Here is an 18,795-nt window from a genome sequence, read left to right as displayed (position 1 = left end):
ATGATTAGGAGTTGTTCTTGCTTTTCACTTTTTGCATGACAGTCTCCATCAGCTGGCAAAGTTCTGGGTCCATCTCTTCTCCTTCGGTTTCGCGGTAGTAGAGTCTGGCTATTTCCAGGGGAGACATTTCCTGCATCTCTTGGATGGAGATAGGCTTGCTCTCGTCAGTGTCGGTCTGCCGCTCTCGGGTCGTCTTGATGTAGCAATATTTGCATGCCTTGCCTTTGGCGGCGTTCGAGGCTTTTTCGTTGCAGTCGGGGGGCAGGTAGCCTTTTGTCAGCACATTCAGACGGAGGTATGCAGGTTTCTCTTCCGGATATTCTTCCAGCAGTTTCAAGGCGTCCTCGAAAGGTGTCGGGTCATGGGGAAGTGTGACGAGCGGAATCGGATTTTCAATTTCCCTTGTACTGATTTGTGGCTCTGCCCCTTTCTCCAACTCGATGATGGAGATGGAGTGCGGATAGGTTTCGTCGAAGCTGACGGGGAGGGGAGTGCCGCAATAGCGTGCGTGGTGATGACTGCCTTTGATGTCCTGCGGGCAGTGGATGTGCCCGAGGGCGAGGTAGTCGTACCCTTCTCCCATAGCGCTGAGGGGAACATACTCTATTCCGCCGATACTCTCATCGTGCCCGCTACGGTCGCTGCCTTCAATGGAGAGATGGGCCATGAGGACGACGGGAAGCTGTGCCGTATTCCGTTTCTTCACTTCGTCCAGCAGTGCCTGGAAGAAGCGTGCCTGCCGTTGGTCGCGCGGTGTTTCAGTGTCCAGCAGGGGGAAGTTTTGCGGATAGACGTGGGGCACGGCAATGACGTAGCCTATTGTCTTTTTTTCATTGTTTATCTCGATGATATGCTTGTTCAGATTCACTTCCTCGGCTGTACGTTCGATGTTTCCCACAACGTTCAAGCCGAAGTGCTGCCAGAGGCTGCTGTCTATCTCCAATTTGGAGCTGCTGTCGTGGTTTCCGGCGGTGACTACGATGGCCATTCCGGGGCAGGCTTGGTGAATGTTCAGCATGGCGTCGGTGTACATCTTCTGCGTGGCGGCAGCGGGAGAGGAGTAGTGGTAGATATCTCCGCTTACCACCATGGCGTCGGGCTGCTCTTCGGTTACTATGCGGGTGAGTTGCCGTAGGAAGGATTGCTGCTCGGCGGTGCGGTCGTAGTTGTAGAGGGTGTGTCCCAGGTGCCAGTCGCTGGTATGTAGTATTTTCATTGTTTTTGTTACTTCAATGGATGTGGGTTATGGTTTCCTTAGAATATAAATCTTGTGTGTTCCTCGTCCTTTGTAGTCGATGCCCGATTCGGGATTGGCTATCCATTCGCGCAACTCGCGGGAGGCGGCGGACTTCAATAAGCCGGTCAGTTGGCAATAGTCGGCTTGGGTCATGAAGCTGTTCTTCTCCAGGTATTTTTTTGCCCGTTCCAGCCGTTCCTGCGGAGAAAACATTTGTGAGGAGCGTTGGAATTTGTCGGTGGAACGTTTCAGGTGGCAATGGCGAGCAGTACGGTACAGTAGTTCCTTGTCCACCTTGAAATGTATGTCCTTCAGGCAGATGCTGACGGCGTTTCGCTTGGTGTCTCCTTCTTCGCCCGTCTCCCGTTCACGGTCTTGCCGCAGACCGAGGGCAGGGGTGAATACTCCTAAGTTGTCAATCTTCACGGAGTAACCTTGCCCCATTTGGTAGGCTATTTCGTCGGTGATGGCTTGCACCAGTCCGATGATGTCTCCTCGTGTGAAGGATGAGGCGTATGCTATCTTTTCGGTGATGGTTTCCAAGTCCACCTGCCCGTATAGTTTCATTCGTGGGTAGAGAATGCGTTTGCCGTCTTCTCCCGGCAGGTTCAGTTCCTGCATGTTGTATTCTGCCATGATGGTAGCGTTGTTATGAGGTTCGTTTGTTTATTAGGGCTTACAGAGTTTGTCCCAAGGTTGCGGATGTGTATGCCAAGGTTGGGGATTTCTATCCCAAGGCTTGGGATAGACAAACCAAGGGCGAAGGTAATTCTTTATCTCTATACTTGCAAACTTTACTATTAGTAGTTAGGAAGTTTTTTATTGGTAGTCGGGAAGTTTTTTGTTATAGGTTTGAGAGAGGAATTGAAAAAAACGTTATCTTTGTTACATAAGAGAAGTGCATGAATGATGAACAAAACTAAAATTAAGCGATATATGAAACATTATCCGGACTTATTATTGTTGTTTACCTTATTGTCCGTTACCACAATGATTAAAGCACAAATATCGATAAGACCTTATAGCGAATGGGAAGCAACCCAGTTTGTTGCAGTGAACGGACATCAGCCCGAAGACTATGTAACGCCAGATAATAATTGGGAAATACTATACAATTTACGGACTCCACGTACTCAAGCCGAACTTCGTGAAATGGGTATTAAATGCTCTGATAGCCAATTATTGTTATTGGAAGTAGGTGGACTTGTCAGTAAAACAAAAGGGAAATGGGAAACTACTATACCCATTCTCGACAAAGAACAGACCAATTCTCTAAGAAGCTTAAGTAAGGAGATTGCTGAATCCATGTATGTCAAAACAAAGGCAGACTTTATATCATTGGTACAAACTATCAGTGAAATGGGATTCAAGAACAATGTACTCTCACTTGTTTTTTCATACCTTCTGGATGGAAAAATGTGGACAAAGTTAGTCTTGTTTGAGGATGTTGACAATTATACAAGCTGGAGTGGCTGTTACTGGGTATTATACGAATCAAGAAATGGCTTTGCATGCGGTACGAATGGTTTCGGAGAACAGAATTTGATTTTGACTTACATCAATAGCGGCATTGCTCCTGACAACGACATTATGGACCATTGTGCTGATGAAATAGCACAATTTGGAAAAGTAACAGATGCCAAACTCGTTTCTCAGTTAAAACCTTATGGGCTGGTAGATGATAATGGAGATGTATTATTTCCTATTATAAAGAAACGGCAAGACCGCTTTCATCAAATAACTGAAAAATTGGTAAACTCTATCAGTGCGGAACTAAAGAATAATTGTGGCTCCTTAGCAAGCCAATATGGTATTGACAATGAAAAAGTGGCAATGGTGATGCTGTACCATGAAGTCATGTGGGATTTGGTAGATAATCTGATTCAAGATAGGATAATCTTCACTCCAGCTATTTTCAAAGATGAAGAATCGAATAAAGAACGATTGAATGAAGTCGTTTTCTTCATAGAAGGAGGATTAATGCAATAATAATTCGATAGAGAAAAGGACATTTGACTTTGAAGAGTTTTCTGTAAATGTATTTCAAGTGCATAGAAAATAGCCAATTAAAAATAAAGAATTATGTACGAATGGGCCAATGAAATGAACTGTGCCGTAACTGTATGCGACACAAAGGGAATCATCCTATATATGAACGAGAAAGCATGCCGTACGTTTGCCAAACACGGTGACCTGATAGGCAAGAATCTCTTTGATTGCCACAACCCGCAATCGCAGGCCAAGATACGCGAACTGCTGGAGACGGGGGAAGTGAATGCCTACACCATTGAGAAGAACGGTGTCAAGAAAATGATTTATCAGACGGCATGGAAACAGGACGGAGTAGTCGGTGGCCTGGTGGAGATTTCGATGGAAATACCCGGAGAGATGCCACACTATATGAGAAAATAACAAAATGATATATGATATGAAAACACTTTCTAATTCAGAACTGACAATTAAAGTCTCCCCACATGGGGCCGAGTTATGCAGTATCTTGCATGATGGAAAAGAATATCTTTGGCAGGCAGACCCCGCTTTCTGGAAACGGCATTCTCCGGTGCTTTTTCCCATTGTAGGCAGCGTTTGGGAGAATGAATACCGTCACGAAGGCGTTTCCTACGCATTGACGCAACACGGTTTTGCCCGCGATATGGATTTTGAATTGATGCTTGAACTGGAAGATGAAGTGCGTTATCGACTGGTTGACAGTGAGGAAACACGCAAGAAATATCCTTTCCCGTTTTGCCTTGAGATAGGCTATCGGATAGAGGGAAAGAAGATTGAGGTGCTTTGGAAAGTCATCAATACCGGAACACGCGAAATGCACTTCCAGATAGGGGCCCATCCGGCTTTCTATTACCCGGACTATGATGCGGAGACAACGGACCGTGGATATTTCGGCTTTGATAAGACGGAAGGTTTGCACTATATCCTTATCTCCGAGAAAGGATGTGCCGCTCCGGATAAGGAATATTTGCTTGAGTTGACAGATGGCCTGCTGCCTTTGGACATACACTCCTTTGATAAAGATGCCCTGATTCTGGAAAACAGTCAAGTGAAAGAAGTTACATTATATAATAAGGAGAAGAAGCCCTATCTCAGTCTGTATTTCGACACTCCGGTGGTGGGGTTGTGGTCGCCTCCGGCCAAGAATGCTCCGTTTGTCTGCATCGAGCCGTGGTACGGGCGTTGTGACCGTGCCCATTATAAGGGCGAATATAAGGATAAGGACTGGATGCAGCACTTGGCGCCGGGAGGAGTCTTTAAAGGTGGGTATACAATTGATATAAGATAAAAAATGAAGAAGGATACTGAAAATAATTCGGTATCCTTTTTATTTGGAGAATGCAATGTCATTATCTTTGCGCCCGGTAAAAAATATAGGTTGTTTTTTAAGGTATGAAGAAGAGTCTTATTGCATTGGCGTTCGGCACATTGGGGCTAGGGATTGCCGAATTTACGATGATGGGTATTTTGCCCTATGTGGCTACTGATTTGGGAATCAGCATTCCCGTGGCCGGTCATTTCATTTCTGCGTATGCGTTGGGTGTTTGTTTTGGTGCGCCCATGCTGCTCCTGGCCCGTAAACGCCCGTTGAAGCAGATTCTGCTGGTCTTGATGGCATTAATGATTGTGGGTAATATTTGTGCGTCTATGGCACCCAATTATTGGGTCTTGCTGTTGGGACGTTTTGTTTCCGGACTTCCTCATGGCGCTTATTTTGGGGTGGCTTCCATTGTTGCGGGAAAATTGGCTGATAAGGGGAAAAGCTCGGAGGCGGTTTCAATTATGATAGCGGGAATGACTGTGGCCAATCTGTTTGGGGTGCCGTTGGGTACTTCGTTGAGCCATACACTGTCTTGGCGTGCCACGTTTCTGCTGGTAGGTGCCTGGGGATTGATAACATTGTACTACATTTGGCGTTGGGTACCGCAGGTCGAAGGACTGAAAGACACGGGATTTAAAGGACAGTTCCGTTTTTTGAAGAAGCCGGCGCCGTGGCTCATATTGGGAGCTACGGCTTTGGGCAACGGTGGCGTATTCTGCTGGTATAGCTACATCACCCCGTTGCTGACCGAGGTTTCCGGTTTTAGTGCGGAAAGCATTACGGCGCTGATGGTACTGGCAGGATTCGGAATGGTTGCCGGCAATCTGGTCAGTGGGCGCATGTCCGACCGGTACACTCCGGGAAAGGTAGGTACGGTGGTGCAAGGGATGATATGTGTTATTTTATTATTGATATTTTTACTCTCGCCCCATCCGTGGTGTTCGACAATATTGATGATACTCTGTACGGCAGGTTTGTTTGCCGTCTCCAGTCCGGAGCAGGTGTTGATGATTCGTGTGGCCCCTGGAGGAGAAATGTTGGGAGGCGCTTGTGTGCAGATGGCCTTCAATTTGGGGAATGCTATCGGAGCCTATATCGGAGGTCTTGCCTTGAGTGGAGGATACCGTTATCCCGCATTGGCAGGCGTACCGTTTGCACTGATGGGATTTATTTTATTCCTTGTCTTCTACAAGAAATTCCAGGATAAGTATTAAGTGTTTCATTTTTTTTGTGTATGTTTGTCCGCAAGTATTAACTAAACTCGATAACTTATGAAGACTTTGAATTATGTGAAGATATTGCTGTTGTGTGTATTTACGATTGGGCTGGCGTCTTGTGGGGATGATGTATATTATACCATGCAGAATAGCGACGACAAATTGTGTGGGAAGACGTGGATAGAAGAATATCAGACGGAAAACAAAGATGGAGTTGAAGTGTTATGCAGTCATCAGCTGAAGTTTGCCAAGGCTGATAATTCTGGACAGGAAATCTGGGAGTATTATCGCGGAGGCGAGTCCCGTCCCTATGAAACGACTTCACGTACTTTTACTTGGAAATGGATGGATAAGTCTATGGAGGGGTTGACTCTGAATTATGGTGCCGGTGAAATCAAGTACTTTGATAATGTATGGGTGCGCGAACATTATTTATCCGGTAAACTGGATGGAACGGTTGTTATGATGGTAGATGCTAATTATAAATAAAGTATGGCTTATGAATAATATGTTGAAATACACAAAAATGTTATTGTTGTTTGTCCTTGTATTAGGATTGACATCATGTGATAGTGAGGAAGAAACGGAATATAATCTGCCCGGTGAATGGTATACATCTGAAGAAATAGATTTCGGGGCATATACTTGGGGTAGGGGGACGATTATGACCTTTAACGCGCGCAACCAAGGTACTATTGGTTCATATGGCGACCCGAATTATTTGCTTTTCAGATGGAATTGGGTTAGTGGGGCTTACAATCTGATGGAATTGGAATTCTATGATGATGGCAGCATGGCTTACATTGAAGGAGCCATGGCTGATTCTTATTCTTTCAGTGGTACTTGGTATAATAGCTGGAGGGAATATCAAGATAATATTCACGGACAGCCTTTTCGTATGCGTCGGCAATGACGACATGCTTATCAATAAAAAACGGAGCAAATCAATTGCTCCGTTTTTTATTGTATGTCAGCTTTTTACTTATTCTTCAAAACCAATTTCTTGAACTCTCCCGGATAAGGTGTTTCAAACCGCATCAGCTCTCCCGTGACGGGATGATAGAAACAGAGTTTGAAAGCATGCAGGGCCAAGCGTCCGATAGGATTTACGTCTTCCAGTCCATAGCGTCCGTCGCCGATAATGGGATGCCCCAAATCCTGCATGTGTACACGTATCTGGTTTTTTCGTCCCGTTTCCAGGTTCAGTTCAACGAGAGAGTATCCATTGGCTCGTTTGATGGTACGGTAATGCGTAATGGATTCTTGTCCCCCGTCATCTGTCGGGCTGGAGTATACATACAGCTTACGGTCTGTCAACCAAGAAACCACGGTTCCTGCATCTTTTTCCATCTCGCCGACCACTACGGCTACGTATCGCCGGTCTGTTACAATGTCATGCCAGTTATCGCGTAGTGTACGTTGGGTTTTCTCGTCTTTGGCAAACATCATCAAGCCGGAGGTGTCACGGTCCAGGCGGTGCACGATGTGTACACGGTGCTGCTTGCCCGAGCGTTGCACGTATTCATTCAAGATGGTATAGGCGGTACGTTCCTTTTGCCGGTCAGTGTTGACGGACAGCAAACCCTGCATCTTCTCTATCACGATGATATAGGCATCCTCGTATACAATCTTCATCAGTTTATGGTTGAACTCTTTACGTCCCTTCTCACGGCTGATTTGTACTTTCATACCCGGTTTTAGGGGAAAATTGTATTGTGTAGTGATAACGCTGTCCACATATATAATGCGTTTGCTCAGCAATGATTTCAGCTTGGTGCGGCTGGCGTCCGGCATTTTAGCTGCCAGAAACTCCATGAGCTCCATCGGTTCCTTCACCATGTAGTCCGTATATTGTGTGCGGGCTCTTGCTGTAATTTTTTCTTTTGCCACGACTGGTTTTAATTTACGATTAGACAATTTACAATTTACGATTGAAAACTACTTGTACTTTCAATTTTTTAATTCCAATAATACTACGTTTTCCACATGGTGGGTGTGCGGGAACATGTCTACCGGTTGAACGGCCTTCACTTTATATTTCGCATCGAGCAGTTGCAGGTCGCGCGCCTGCGTAGCCGGATTACAGCTGACGTATACGATGCGTTTGGGTTCGGCAAACAGAATGACATCCACTACATCCTGGTGCATTCCGGCACGGGGAGGGTCGGTGATGATGACATCGGGACGGCCGTATTGGTTGATGAAGTCTTGTGTCAGCATGTCTTTCATATCTCCGGCAAAGAACAATGTATTTTTAATTCCGTTAATCTCGGCATTGACCTTGGCGTCTTCAATGGCTTCGGGCACATATTCTATGCCGATTACCTGGCGTGCGTGCTTGGATACGAAATTGGCAATGGTACCCGTGCCGGTATAAAGGTCATAAACAAGCTCGTTACCGGTCAGTCCGGCAAAGTTGCGCGCTACTTTGTAGAGGTTGTAGGCTTGTTCGGAGTTGGTTTGATAGAAAGATTTGGGACCTACCTTGAAGCGCAGTCCCTCCATTTCCTCGAAGATGTGGTCTTTCCCCTTGAAGGTGTGTACCTCGAGGTCGGTGATGGTATCGTTGCACTTATTATTAATAATGTATAGCAGGGAAGTGATTTCGGGGAATGTATCTGCTATGTATTGCAGCATTTGCTTGAACAGAGCCATTTCCTCCTCTTTCTCTATCTTGCAGATGAGGATTACCATCAGTTCGCCGGTGGTAGAGGTACGCACAATCATATTGCGTAGCATTCCTTCATGCGTACGCAGGTTGATGAAGGAATAGTTGTGCTGGTAGGCATAGTCGCGTACCGCATTGCGGATGCGGTTGGATATATCGTCCTGCAACCAGCACTTCTCTATGGCAAGCACTTTATCGAAAGCATTGGGAATATGGAAGCCTACGGCATTCATCTGTTCGTACACTACATTCTGCTGAACCTCTTCTGTCGTCAGCCAACGTTTGTTGGAAAAAGTGTACTCCAGTTTATTCCGGTAGAACTGAGTTTTTTCTGAACCTAATATCGGAGAGATTTCCGGCAATTCGATTTTGCCGATGCGGGTGAGGTTGTCCGTTACTTGTTTTTGCTTATACTTGATTTGCTCGGAATAGGGGAGAACCTGCCATTTACAACCGCCGCATACACCATAATGTTGGCAGAATGGAACTGCCCGTACTGCCGAATATTCATGGAATTTCACAGCCTCGGCTTCAGCATAATGATGCTTTTTTCTCTTAATTTGCAGGTCAACTACATCGCCGGGGACGACATATGGTACGAAAATCACCAAATCATTGACTTTTGCGATGGCTTTTCCTTCGGCAGCCACATCCGTAATTGTCACCTTCTCCAGTAGGGGAAGTTCTTTTCTCTTTCTTGCCACTTTTACACCAATCTAATAAATTCTTCGGCAAAAATAGACATTTTTTCGGGATTTCTCTCTATGAAATGAAATATTAAAGATTGCAATGTCGAAATTGCATTTTAGCATAAAGTTTTTTCTGAAAAAGTTTTCTAGTCTGCGAAATATACTTAGATTTGCGAACAGAAAAGAGAAATCACTATCAAAAACTTTAAATTTATATTATGGACAAAAAAAGAGTTTATACCTTTGGTAACGGCCAGGCAGAAGGAAAGGCCGATATGAGAAACCTTTTGGGTGGGAAAGGTGCCAACCTTGCAGAAATGAACCTTATAGGGGTTCCGGTTCCTCCGGGCTTTACAATAACGACAGAAGTTTGTACGGAATATTATGAAATGGGGCAGGATAAAGTCGTTGCTCTGTTGAAGAACGAAGTTGAACAGGCCATTGCCCATGTGGAGACGCTGATGCGTTCCAAATTCGGTGATGTGGAGAATCCGTTGCTGGTTTCCGTTCGTTCGGGTGCACGCGCTTCCATGCCGGGCATGATGGACACTATCCTGAATCTTGGCTTGAATGACGAAGTGGTGGAAGGCCTGACGCGCAAGACGGGCAATGCACGCTTTGCATGGGACTCTTACCGTCGTTTCGTGCAGATGTATGGCGACGTGGTGCTGGGTATGAAGCCGGTGAACAAGGAAGATGTAGACCCGTTCGAGGCTATTATAGAAGATGTGAAACATGCTAAAGGCGTGAAGCTGGATAACGAGCTTGAGGTGGAAGACCTTAAGGAACTCGTGAAGAAGTTCAAGGCTGCGGTGAAAGAACAAACCGGAAAAGACTTCCCGACTTGTGCCTACGAGCAGTTGTGGGGTGCCGTTTGTGCCGTATTCAACTCCTGGATGAACGAACGCGCCATCTTGTATCGTAAGATGGAGGGAATTCCTGACGAATGGGGTACTGCCGTAAGCGTTCAGGCTATGGTATTCGGTAATATGGGCGAGAGCTCTGCTACGGGTGTTTGCTTCAGCCGCGATGCTGCTACCGGTGAGGACCTTTTCAATGGCGAGTATTTGATTAATGCACAAGGTGAAGACGTGGTTGCCGGTATCCGTACTCCGCAACAGATTACAAAAATCGGTTCTCAACGTTGGGCTGAATTAGCCGGTGTAAGCGAAGAAGAACGTGTCAGCAAATATCCTTCCATGGAGGAGGCTATGCCGGAAATCTATAAGGAACTGGATGCTTTGCAGACAAAACTCGAAAATCACTACCGTGATATGCAGGATATGGAGTTTACAGTACAAGAGGGTAAACTCTGGTTCCTCCAGACCCGTAACGGTAAGCGTACCGGAGCCGCTATGGTGAAGATTGCCATGGACTTGCTCCATCAAGGTATGATTGACGAAAAGACTGCATTGATGCGTTGTGAGCCCAATAAGTTGGACGAACTGCTCCACCCGGTATTTGATAAGACAGCTCTGAAACAAGCTAAGGTGTTGACTCGTGGTCTTCCCGCTTCTCCGGGTGCCGCTACGGGACAAATCGTATTCTTTGCCGATGATGCTGCCGAATGGCATGCTGCCGGCAAGCGTGTGGTGATGGTACGTATCGAGACTTCTCCGGAAGATTTGGCAGGTATGGCAGTTGCCGAAGGTATCCTGACTGCCCGCGGTGGTATGACTTCGCATGCGGCAGTGGTTGCTCGTGGTATGGGTAAGTGCTGTGTGTCTGGTGCAGGTGCCTTGAACATCGACTACAAGGCGCGTACAGTGGAAGTGGATGGTGTACTGTTGAAAGAAGGTGACTATATCTCCTTGAACGGAAGCACCGGTGAAGTATATAAAGACAAGGTGGAGACAAAAGCGGCTGAGCTGTCCGGTGACTTTGCGGAACTGATGGATTTAGCAGACAAATATACGAAGCTGCAGGTTCGTACCAATGCGGATACTCCTCACGATGCAGAAGTGGCACGCAATTTTGGTGCGGTGGGTATCGGCCTTTGCCGTACGGAACACATGTTCTTCGAAGGCGAGAAGATTAAAGCCATGCGCGAGATGATTCTGGCAGAAAACGCCGAAGGACGTCGCAAGGCTCTGGCTAAGATTCTTCCTTACCAGCAAGCTGACTTCAAGGGCATCTTCAAAGCAATGGCCGGTTGTCCGGTGACTGTACGTCTGCTCGACCCTCCTTTGCATGAGTTTGTTCCCCATGACCTGAAGGGACAGCAGGAAATGGCAGATACGATGGGCGTAAGCCTCCAGTATATCCAGCAACGTGTTGAGGCACTTTGTGAGCATAATCCGATGTTGGGTCATCGTGGTTGCCGTTTGGGAAATACATATCCTGAAATTACACAGATGCAGACGCGTGCCATCCTGGGTGCTGCTTTGGAATTGAAGAAGGAAGGTGTTGAAACCCATCCTGAAATCATGGTGCCTCTGACCGGTATCTTGTATGAGTTCAAGCAGCAGGAAGAAGTGATTCGTGCTGAGACTGCCCAGTTGTTTGAAGAAGTGGGTGACAGCATCGACTTCAAGGTAGGTACAATGATTGAGATTCCGCGTGCCGCCTTGACTGCCGACCGCATTGCTTCCTCTGCCGAGTTCTTCTCATTCGGTACGAACGACTTGACTCAGATGACATTTGGTTATTCACGCGACGATATCGCTTCCTTCCTCCCGATTTATCTGGAGAAGAAGATTCTGAAAGTAGACCCGTTCCAGGTACTCGACCAGAATGGTGTAGGACAGTTGGTGCGCATGGCTACTGAAAAGGGACGTGCTATCCGTCCGGATTTGAAGTGCGGTATCTGCGGCGAACATGGCGGTGAGCCTTCTTCTGTGAAGTTCTGCCACAAAGTTGGCTTGAATTATGTCAGCTGTTCTCCGTTCCGTGTGCCTATTGCACGTCTGGCTGCGGCGCAGGCTGCCATTGAAGGCTGATATCAATAATACTGAATAATGACATTTATGGGCTGCATGCTTTACTTGGTAATGGCATGCGGCCCATTTTGTTGGAAAAAACTGTAGTTTCTATTAATTTATTTGTGTTTTCTTTAGTATATTTGCTTCCTATAATTTTATAGTTTCCAATAAGCAAGCAATAAACGATGATATTAACAATTACGGCAGCATATGATGTCTGGACCAGCGACCTCTATCAGAAGAATGAAGCACTAATATACAGTTTTGGAATGATTGTCATTCTGCTCTTGGTCATCATGATAATCATTTCCATCAGCAAGAGCAAAAGGTTGAAGACGTTGCAGCGCATCAATGAGGTTGCCGAAGAATCCAATCAGCTGAAGAATGCTTTCATAGCTAATATGACTCACGAAATACGTACTCCTTTGAATGCTATTGTAGGCTTTACAACCATGCTTGCCGAAATGGATAATCTGGACAGAGAAACCCGTATGGCTTTCCTGAAAGAGATTAATGATAACAAGGACTCGCTGCTGCAACTGGTCAATGACTTGCTGGACTATTCGAAGATTGAGGCAAATACCCTGGAATATAACGATGGAGAAGTGGATGTAAACGCGCTGATTGATGAAGTCTGCACGACGGAGAATATGCGCTCGCATCCCACGGGCATTCAGGTGGAGTTTGTAGAACGGTTGCCTCAATGCCGTTTGGTGGTAGACCGTGTGCGTTTTGCCCAAGTCATAGGTAACTTGGTGAGGAATGCCTTGAAGTTTACGGAAATGGGCAGTGTGAAAATCGGTTGCAGGAGATTGAGCAACCATAACTTCTATTTTTATGTGGCAGATACAGGCTGTGGTATCGATGAAGTGGGAAGACATGCCATCTTTGAACGGTTTGTGAAGATGAACTACAATATCAAAGGTACGGGGTTGGGGCTTTCCATCACCAAATCTATTGTGGAGCACTATGGGGGAGGTATCGGTGTGGAGTCTAAGAAAGGGGAAGGCTCCACCTTCTATTTCACGTTGCCTGCCGGTATTGAATACAAAGAGTACGGTAAATTTTGATTTGCCAGTCCAAGGCAAGGCTCAATCAGCCATTTTTTTTAACTTCTTGAAGTGGCAGATTACTTCCAGATAATCGCGGTCGGTGCAGGCATTGAATTTATTCCATAAATCACCCATTACAACGGCACCACCGAATCCGTAATCCTTAATCTCCAGTATGTTGTCGGGAGTAATGCCTCCCAAAGCCATGACTCTACTGTCTATGACCTTACTTTTTCCTGCTTGCCGCAACTCTTCGGCTGTGAAGCCGGACGTGACTCCGGACTTTGTGATGCAATTATATATCGGGCTTAGGAACAGATAGTCATAGAAATGCTTCTTGTTCTGCACTTCGTCCAGTGAATGGCAGGTGCAACTGATGTGGCCCGAATAGTCGTGGGGCTCTTTGGGATTGCGGGTGTTTAGATGAATCCCCATCAGGCTGAACTCTTCCTGCAGGTAGAAGTGCTCATGGGTAATGATGCGCTTATGGTATTTTTCGGGTATCAGCGTTAAAAGCCGTTCTGAATACATGGCGGGAGTTTCCGGCTTCCTCAGATGTAGAATATCCAGCCCCTCTTCGAATAGTGCCGTGATAATCTTGTCTTCTTCCACAAAAAATGTGGGTGCTGTTACTACGATGAGTTTCATTTCTTTTGTTTAACTTTTAAGTTTAGCAAAGTTAATGAATACTTATGGTAGAAGCCAAAGAATTTCTTTAAAATATGTTAGATGGCTATTTTAAACAAGAAAACGCATTCTTGAACCTTAGTTGCTCAAGAATGCGTCATTAACATGTTTAGTGGGACCTTGTTGCTTATTTCAGTCTTTTACCTACTACATCCCAGTCGATGATGCTCCACAGTTCGTTCACATGGTCGGCACGGCGGTTCTGGTAATCAAGATAGTAGGCATGTTCCCACACGTCGAATCCGAGTAGCGGAACAAGACCGGCGCGTACCGGATTGCTACCGTTGGCTTCTTTGGTGATGTGGAGTTTGCCGTTCTTGTCGGCAGACAACCAAGCCCATCCGGAGCCGAACAAGCCGACAGCTGCCGCGTTGAATTCCTTCTTGAAATTCTCAAAGCTGCCGAAGTCGCGTTTGATGGCTTCTGCCAGCTTGCCGGTAGGCTCGCTGTGGGCAGGCTTCGGAGCAAACTGTAAGAAGTATAATGTGTGGTTCAACACTTGTCCTGCATTGTTGAAGATGGCACCGTCCGGTGCTGTGGCAACAATGGTTACCAGGTCTTTGCCTTCAAATTCCGTTCCCGGAACGAGGTTGTTGAGGTTGTTCACGTAGGTTTGCAGATGTTTACCGTAGTGGTAATCTATGGTTTGCTGACTGATTACAGGTTCCAGTGCATTGTTGGTGTAGGGAAGTTTTGGCATTTCGTAAGTCATAACTGTTATCATTAAAATCGTTAATATTGTATTCATAAGTTTCAATTATTTAATTTTGGAACTTTACTATATAAACACTATAACCTATAGAAATGTTCGTACGTCTCCGAAGCTTTTTTTATCTTTGCCTCCGTAAAAACAAAGGAAGAAAAAATATCATCATTTTAAGATTATACGGATATGCCCGATTATATAGAGGAACTGAACGAAGGACAACGGAACGCGGTGTTATACAATGACGGTCCGTCACTGGTGATAGCCGGTGCCGGTTCGGGAAAGACGCGCGTGCTGACCTACAAGATTGCTTATCTGCTGGAGAATGGCTACCAGCCTTGGAACATTCTGGCATTGACCTTTACCAACAAGGCGGCGCGCGAAATGAAGGAGCGTATAGCCCGTCAGGTAGGGCCGGAGAGGGCGCGCCATCTGTGGATGGGAACCTTTCACTCCATGTTCCTGCGCATTCTGCATGTCGAGGCCGGGCATATCGGCTTCACTTCGCAGTTTACCATTTACGATACGGCAGACAGTAAAAGCTTGATACGTTCCATTATCAAGGAAATGGGGCTGGATGAGAAAGTGTACAAGCCGGGGATGGTGCAGGCGCGTATCTCGAATGCCAAGAATCATCTGGTTTCTCCGGCAGGCTATGCCAACAACAAGGAGGCTTACGAAGGAGACCGTGCAGCCAAGGTTCCGGCGCTTCGCGACATCTACCAGAGATATTGGGAGCGTTGCCGGCAGGCAGATGCGATGGACTTCGACGATTTGCTGTTCTACACATTCCTGCTGTTCCGGGACCACCCCGAGGTGTTGGCGCGTTATCAGGAGCAGTTCCGTTACATTCTGGTGGATGAGTATCAGGATACCAATTTTGCACAGCACAGCATCGTGCTGCAACTTGCCAAGAACCATCAGCATGTCTGTGTGGTGGGGGATGATGCACAGAGTATCTACTCCTTCCGTGGTGCCGATATTGACAATATTCTCTACTTTACGAAAGTATATCCCGATACGAAGGTCTTCAAGCTGGAGCAGAATTACCGTTCCACCCAGACCATTGTCCGCGCGGCCAACAGCCTGATAGAAAAGAACCAGTGGCAGATACGCAAGGAAGTGTTCTCGGAAAAGGAGAAGGGAGAGGCCATTGGTGTGTACCAGGCATACAGTGATGTGGAAGAAGGGGATATTGTGGTGAATAAGATAGCTGAACTGCGGCGTGAAAAGCGCTATGCCTACTCTGATTTTGCGATACTCTACCGTACCAATGCGCAGAGCCGTATCTTTGAGGAAGCCATGCGCAAACGCAGTATGCCTTACCGTATTTACGGAGGCTTGTCGTTCTATCAACGCAAGGAAATCAAAGATGTTATTGCTTACTTCCGTCTGATAGTGAATCCCAATGATGAAGAGGCTTTCAAACGTATTATCAATTATCCTGCACGGGGTATCGGAGATACGACAGTGGGAAAAATCATTGCTGCCGCCACCGGGCACAATGTAAGTTTGTGGACCGTGCTTTGTGAGCCGTTGGCGTATGGCTTGAACTTCAATAAAGGTACGGTGGGAAAGTTGCAGGCATTCCGCGAACTTATATCCGCCTTTATCACAGATGCTGCGGAGAAGAATGCCTACGAGATCGGTGCCGACATTATTCGCCAATCGGGCATCATCAATGATGTGTGTCAGGACAACTCTCCCGAGAATCTGAGCCGTAAGGAGAATATAGAGGAGCTGGTGAACGGTATGAGTGATTTTTGTGCCCAACGGCAGGAGGAAGGAAACCCGAACGTGTTGTTGGGTGACTTCCTTTCGGAAATTTCCCTTCTTACCGACCAGGATTCGGATAAGGATGGGGACGATGAGAAGATAACCCTGATGACTGTACATTCGGCCAAGGGATTGGAGTTCAAGAATGTGTTTGTAGTGGGGATGGAGGAGAATCTTTTTCCCAGCGGCATGGTGGGTGACTCTCCCCGGGCATTGGAGGAAGAACGGCGGCTGTTCTATGTAGCCATCACACGTGCCGAAGAACACTGTTTCCTATCGTATGCAAAGACGCGTTTCCGATATGGCAAGATGGAGTTTGGCAGTCCCAGCCGTTTCCTGAAGGATATAGATATACGTTTCCTGCGTCTGCCTCAGGATGCGGGAATGTTCCGCAGGGTAGAGGAGGAAGCCGCCGCTTTCCGCAGGGAGAACGCCAGAGGTTTTGCGCCTGATAGGGAAGATGCTCCGTATGGAGGAAAAGAGCGTGTGTCTGTACGACCGAAACAGCAGATTATTGCGCCGACCGTTCCACGTAATCTGAAACGGGTGGCGCCTTCTGCAAATACGGCAAGTACATCGCCTTCTGCCGGCGGGTCTGCCAATCGTGTACAGCAGGGACAACTGATAGAGCACGAACGTTTCGGCCTGGGTGAAGTTTTGAAAGTGGAGGGCGAAGGAGACAATGCGAAAGCCACCATCCGCTTCAAGAATGCGGGAGACAAACAACTTTTGCTGCGCTTCGCGCGTTTTAAAGTGCTGTCATAGGATAGTCGCATCTTTTGTCTCACACAGAAACGGGATATTTGTAAGAGGATGATGGCATAAGTGTAGGACCGTGGTATCTTAAAAAAAGACAGTTAGAACGATACATACGGACAATTTAGAATAGTAAATATAGATAGAAGAATGACAAATAAAGACTTTTCCCTTTTCCCTTCTCCCTGCTATATTATGGAAGAAGGATTGCTGAGAAAGAACCTCGCACTGATAAAAAGTGTGGCCGACCGCGCAGGTGTGGAGATAATCCTCGCTTTCAAATCATTTGCCATGTGGCGTTCCTTTCCCATTTTCAGGGAGTATATAGACCACTCTACGGCAAGTTCCGTCTACGAAGCCCGTCTGGCATTGGAGGAGTTCGGAAGTAAGGCGCATACGTACTCACCGGCCTATACCGAGGCCGATTTTCCGGAGATAATGCGGTGCAGCAGTCATATCACTTTCAATTCGCTTTCGCAGTTCCACCGCTTTTATCCGGTAGTGGTGGCGGAGGGAAGCGGCATTTCCTGCGGTATCCGCATCAATCCCGAATACTCTGAGGTGGAAACGGAGCTTTATAATCCCTGCGCACCCGGTACCCGCTTCGGTGTAATGGCCGACCAGCTTCCCGAAGAACTTCCGGCGGGTATTGAAGGTTTTCACTGTCATTGTCATTGCGAGTCTTCTTCCTACGAACTGGAACACACATTGGAGCACTTGGAAGGAAAATTCTCCCGCTGGTTCTCACAGATTAAGTGGTTGAATTTAGGAGGCGGGCATCTGATGACGCGTAAGGATTATGATGTAGAGCATCTTGTCCGTCTGTTGCAAGGCTTGAAGGGGCGCTATTCGCATCTTCAAATCATTCTTGAGCCCGGTTCCGCTTTCACTTGGCAGACCGGTGTGCTGAGCTCGGAGATAGTGGACATCGTGGAAAACCGCGGCATTCGTACTGCCATTCTCAACGTTAGCTTTACGTGCCACATGCCGGATTGCCTGGAGATGCCCTATCAGCCTGCAGTGCGTGGAGCGGAGATGGGTGATGCGGGTCCTTATGTCTATCGTCTTGGAGGAAACTCCTGCCTAAGCGGCGACTATATGGGACTGTGGAGTTTCGACCATGAGCTGCAGATAGGGGAGAGAATCATCTTTGAGGACATGATACATTACACCACTGTAAAGACGAATATGTTCAATGGAATTCACCATCCGGCCATTGCAATGTGGACAAAAGAAGGAAAAGCTGAAGTTTTCAAGCAATTTTCTTATGAAGATTATCGTGGGCGAATGAGTTGATAATCAAAAGTCTGCTTGTATGCCTGGCGAAAATGTACACTTTTCTGTGTGAAAAAAGTCTGCGGAATGTTTGCAGGTTTAAGGAAAATATCTACCTTTGCATCCGCAATCGCGGAAATAGCTCAGTTGGTAGAGCATAACCTTGCCAAGGTTAGGGTCGCGAGTTCGAGTCTCGTTTTCCGCTCAACGCAGTTTAGATTGCAATTACCTATGCCCAGGTGGCGGAATTGGTAGACGCGCACGTTTCAGGTGCGTGTGTCGAGAGGCATGCAGGTTCGAGTCCTGTTCTGGGCACAAAGGTAAAGCAGTCGGTTCTTTGAATTGTTGAAAGTAAGTTGGAGAGGTGGCGGAATTGGTAGACGCGCTACTTTGAGGGGGTAGTGACAATTATGTCGTGGGAGTTCGAGTCTCCTTCTCTTCACGCTTTTATACATTGCGGAAATAGCTCAGTTGGTAGAG

Annotated in this window: 16 protein-coding genes and 3 tRNA genes; 13 read left to right on the top strand and 6 right to left on the bottom strand. The window is 46.8% G+C overall.

Annotated elements, in window-relative coordinates; all coding sequences use genetic code 11:
• Positions 1-4 precede the first annotated feature (4 nt).
• Together DWY55_RS10755 and DWY55_RS10750 are read right to left on the bottom strand one after the other, a co-directional pair.
• Positions 5-1,216 carry an exonuclease SbcCD subunit D gene (locus DWY55_RS10755; protein ID WP_120178085.1) on the bottom strand — a complete coding sequence of 404 codons (1,212 nt, stop codon included), beginning with the start codon at positions 1,214-1,216 and terminating at the stop codon, positions 5-7.
• Positions 1,217-1,243: 27 nt separating this feature from the next.
• On the bottom strand, positions 1,244-1,873 hold the full coding sequence (locus DWY55_RS10750) for an HU family DNA-binding protein (protein WP_120178084.1): 630 nt from the start codon (positions 1,871-1,873) through the stop codon (positions 1,244-1,246).
• Between the two features lie 270 nt (positions 1,874-2,143).
• Here DWY55_RS10750 and DWY55_RS10745 point away from each other — a divergent pair, with 270 nt between their 5' ends.
• The 6 genes from DWY55_RS10745 to DWY55_RS10720 all read left to right on the top strand — a co-directional run bounded on the left by DWY55_RS10745 (position 2,144) and on the right by DWY55_RS10720 (position 6,698).
• Entirely contained in the window at positions 2,144-3,226 is a 1,083-nt protein-coding gene (locus DWY55_RS10745; protein WP_120178083.1) for a hypothetical protein, read from the top strand.
• 93 nt (positions 3,227-3,319) lie between these two features.
• Entirely contained in the window at positions 3,320-3,649 is a 330-nt protein-coding gene (locus tag DWY55_RS10740) for a PAS domain-containing protein (RefSeq protein WP_022401044.1), read from the top strand.
• A gap of 16 nt (positions 3,650-3,665) precedes the next feature.
• A complete protein-coding gene (locus DWY55_RS10735; RefSeq protein ID WP_057098103.1) occupies positions 3,666-4,535 on the top strand; it encodes an aldose 1-epimerase family protein in 870 nt (289 codons plus the stop codon).
• Positions 4,536-4,639: 104 nt separating this feature from the next.
• Positions 4,640-5,782: an MFS transporter AraJ gene (gene araJ / locus DWY55_RS10730; RefSeq protein WP_120178082.1), complete on the top strand. Its 1,143-nt coding sequence runs from the start codon at positions 4,640-4,642 to the stop codon at positions 5,780-5,782.
• Between the two features lie 57 nt (positions 5,783-5,839).
• On the top strand, positions 5,840-6,274 hold the full coding sequence (locus DWY55_RS10725; protein ID WP_117589043.1) for a hypothetical protein: 435 nt from the start codon (positions 5,840-5,842) through the stop codon (positions 6,272-6,274).
• Between the two features lie 10 nt (positions 6,275-6,284).
• Positions 6,285-6,698, top strand: a complete 414-nt coding sequence (locus DWY55_RS10720) for a hypothetical protein (RefSeq protein WP_005836471.1) — start codon at positions 6,285-6,287, stop codon at positions 6,696-6,698.
• A 65-nt stretch (positions 6,699-6,763) separates the two neighbouring features.
• On the opposite strand, the gene DWY55_RS10715 is transcribed toward DWY55_RS10720, so the two are convergent.
• Positions 6,764-7,675: an RluA family pseudouridine synthase gene (locus DWY55_RS10715; RefSeq protein ID WP_008663283.1), complete on the bottom strand. Its 912-nt coding sequence runs from the start codon at positions 7,673-7,675 to the stop codon at positions 6,764-6,766.
• A 60-nt stretch (positions 7,676-7,735) separates the two neighbouring features.
• On the bottom strand, positions 7,736-9,157 hold the full coding sequence (gene rlmD, locus DWY55_RS10710) for a 23S rRNA (uracil(1939)-C(5))-methyltransferase RlmD (RefSeq protein ID WP_119992775.1): 1,422 nt from the start codon (positions 9,155-9,157) through the stop codon (positions 7,736-7,738).
• Positions 9,158-9,360: 203 nt separating this feature from the next.
• Here rlmD and ppdK point away from each other — a divergent pair, with 203 nt between their 5' ends.
• The gene (ppdK, locus tag DWY55_RS10705) at positions 9,361-12,081 is read left to right on the top strand and encodes a pyruvate, phosphate dikinase (protein ID WP_120178081.1); all 2,721 of its coding nucleotides are present in this window, start codon (positions 9,361-9,363) and stop codon (positions 12,079-12,081) included.
• Between the two features lie 167 nt (positions 12,082-12,248).
• Complete coding sequence (locus tag DWY55_RS10700; RefSeq protein WP_119992770.1) at positions 12,249-13,133, top strand: sensor histidine kinase; 885 nt, start codon at positions 12,249-12,251, stop codon at positions 13,131-13,133.
• Between the two features lie 21 nt (positions 13,134-13,154).
• Here the strand turns inward: DWY55_RS10700 and DWY55_RS10695 are convergent, their stop codons facing one another.
• Complete coding sequence (locus tag DWY55_RS10695; RefSeq protein ID WP_117681537.1) at positions 13,155-13,763, bottom strand: thiamine phosphate synthase; 609 nt, start codon at positions 13,761-13,763, stop codon at positions 13,155-13,157.
• Between the two features lie 166 nt (positions 13,764-13,929).
• The gene (locus DWY55_RS10690; protein WP_005828364.1) at positions 13,930-14,550 is read right to left on the bottom strand and encodes a superoxide dismutase; all 621 of its coding nucleotides are present in this window, start codon (positions 14,548-14,550) and stop codon (positions 13,930-13,932) included.
• Positions 14,551-14,694: 144 nt separating this feature from the next.
• Here DWY55_RS10690 and DWY55_RS10685 point away from each other — a divergent pair, with 144 nt between their 5' ends.
• The 5 genes from DWY55_RS10685 to DWY55_RS10660 all read left to right on the top strand — a co-directional run bounded on the left by DWY55_RS10685 (position 14,695) and on the right by DWY55_RS10660 (position 18,757).
• A complete protein-coding gene (locus DWY55_RS10685) occupies positions 14,695-17,049 on the top strand; it encodes an ATP-dependent helicase (protein ID WP_120172646.1) in 2,355 nt (784 codons plus the stop codon).
• 141 nt (positions 17,050-17,190) lie between these two features.
• Positions 17,191-18,336, top strand: coding sequence for a carboxynorspermidine decarboxylase (nspC, locus tag DWY55_RS10680; protein WP_117681539.1), 1,146 nt, complete (start codon positions 17,191-17,193; stop codon positions 18,334-18,336).
• A 111-nt stretch (positions 18,337-18,447) separates the two neighbouring features.
• Positions 18,448-18,520: transfer RNA gene (locus tag DWY55_RS10670), tRNA-Gly, on the top strand.
• 28 nt (positions 18,521-18,548) lie between these two features.
• A tRNA-Leu gene (locus DWY55_RS10665) sits at positions 18,549-18,630 on the top strand.
• A gap of 43 nt (positions 18,631-18,673) precedes the next feature.
• A tRNA-Leu gene (locus tag DWY55_RS10660) sits at positions 18,674-18,757 on the top strand.
• The last annotated feature ends 38 nt before the right edge of the window (positions 18,758-18,795 follow it).

The organism is Bacteroides sp. AF25-38AC, assembly GCF_003602995.1.
GTDB lineage: Bacteria > Bacteroidota > Bacteroidia > Bacteroidales > Bacteroidaceae > Bacteroides > Bacteroides uniformis.
The sequence above is the reverse complement of the archived record's forward strand: the minus strand, read 5'-3'. Positions and strand labels throughout refer to the sequence as shown.

Excerpts from the sequence above, each read along its gene's own strand:
- nspC (WP_117681539.1), top strand. The coding sequence starts at position 17,191 with ATGACAAATAAAGACTTTTCCCTTTTCCCTTCTCCCTGCTATATTATG.
- DWY55_RS10690 (WP_005828364.1), bottom strand. The coding sequence starts at position 14,550 with ATGAATACAATATTAACGATTTTAATGATAACAGTTATGACTTACGAA.
- ppdK (WP_120178081.1), top strand. The coding sequence starts at position 9,361 with ATGGACAAAAAAAGAGTTTATACCTTTGGTAACGGCCAGGCAGAAGGA.
- DWY55_RS10695 (WP_117681537.1), bottom strand. The coding sequence starts at position 13,763 with ATGAAACTCATCGTAGTAACAGCACCCACATTTTTTGTGGAAGAAGAC.
- DWY55_RS10700 (WP_119992770.1), top strand. The coding sequence starts at position 12,249 with ATGATATTAACAATTACGGCAGCATATGATGTCTGGACCAGCGACCTC.
- DWY55_RS10755 (WP_120178085.1), bottom strand. The coding sequence starts at position 1,216 with ATGAAAATACTACATACCAGCGACTGGCACCTGGGACACACCCTCTAC.
- araJ (WP_120178082.1), top strand. The coding sequence starts at position 4,640 with ATGAAGAAGAGTCTTATTGCATTGGCGTTCGGCACATTGGGGCTAGGG.
- DWY55_RS10720 (WP_005836471.1), top strand. The coding sequence starts at position 6,285 with ATGAATAATATGTTGAAATACACAAAAATGTTATTGTTGTTTGTCCTT.
- DWY55_RS10725 (WP_117589043.1), top strand. The coding sequence starts at position 5,840 with ATGAAGACTTTGAATTATGTGAAGATATTGCTGTTGTGTGTATTTACG.
- DWY55_RS10735 (WP_057098103.1), top strand. The coding sequence starts at position 3,666 with ATGAAAACACTTTCTAATTCAGAACTGACAATTAAAGTCTCCCCACAT.
- DWY55_RS10685 (WP_120172646.1), top strand. The coding sequence starts at position 14,695 with ATGCCCGATTATATAGAGGAACTGAACGAAGGACAACGGAACGCGGTG.
- DWY55_RS10750 (WP_120178084.1), bottom strand. The coding sequence starts at position 1,873 with ATGGCAGAATACAACATGCAGGAACTGAACCTGCCGGGAGAAGACGGC.
- DWY55_RS10745 (WP_120178083.1), top strand. The coding sequence starts at position 2,144 with ATGATGAACAAAACTAAAATTAAGCGATATATGAAACATTATCCGGAC.
- DWY55_RS10740 (WP_022401044.1), top strand. The coding sequence starts at position 3,320 with ATGTACGAATGGGCCAATGAAATGAACTGTGCCGTAACTGTATGCGAC.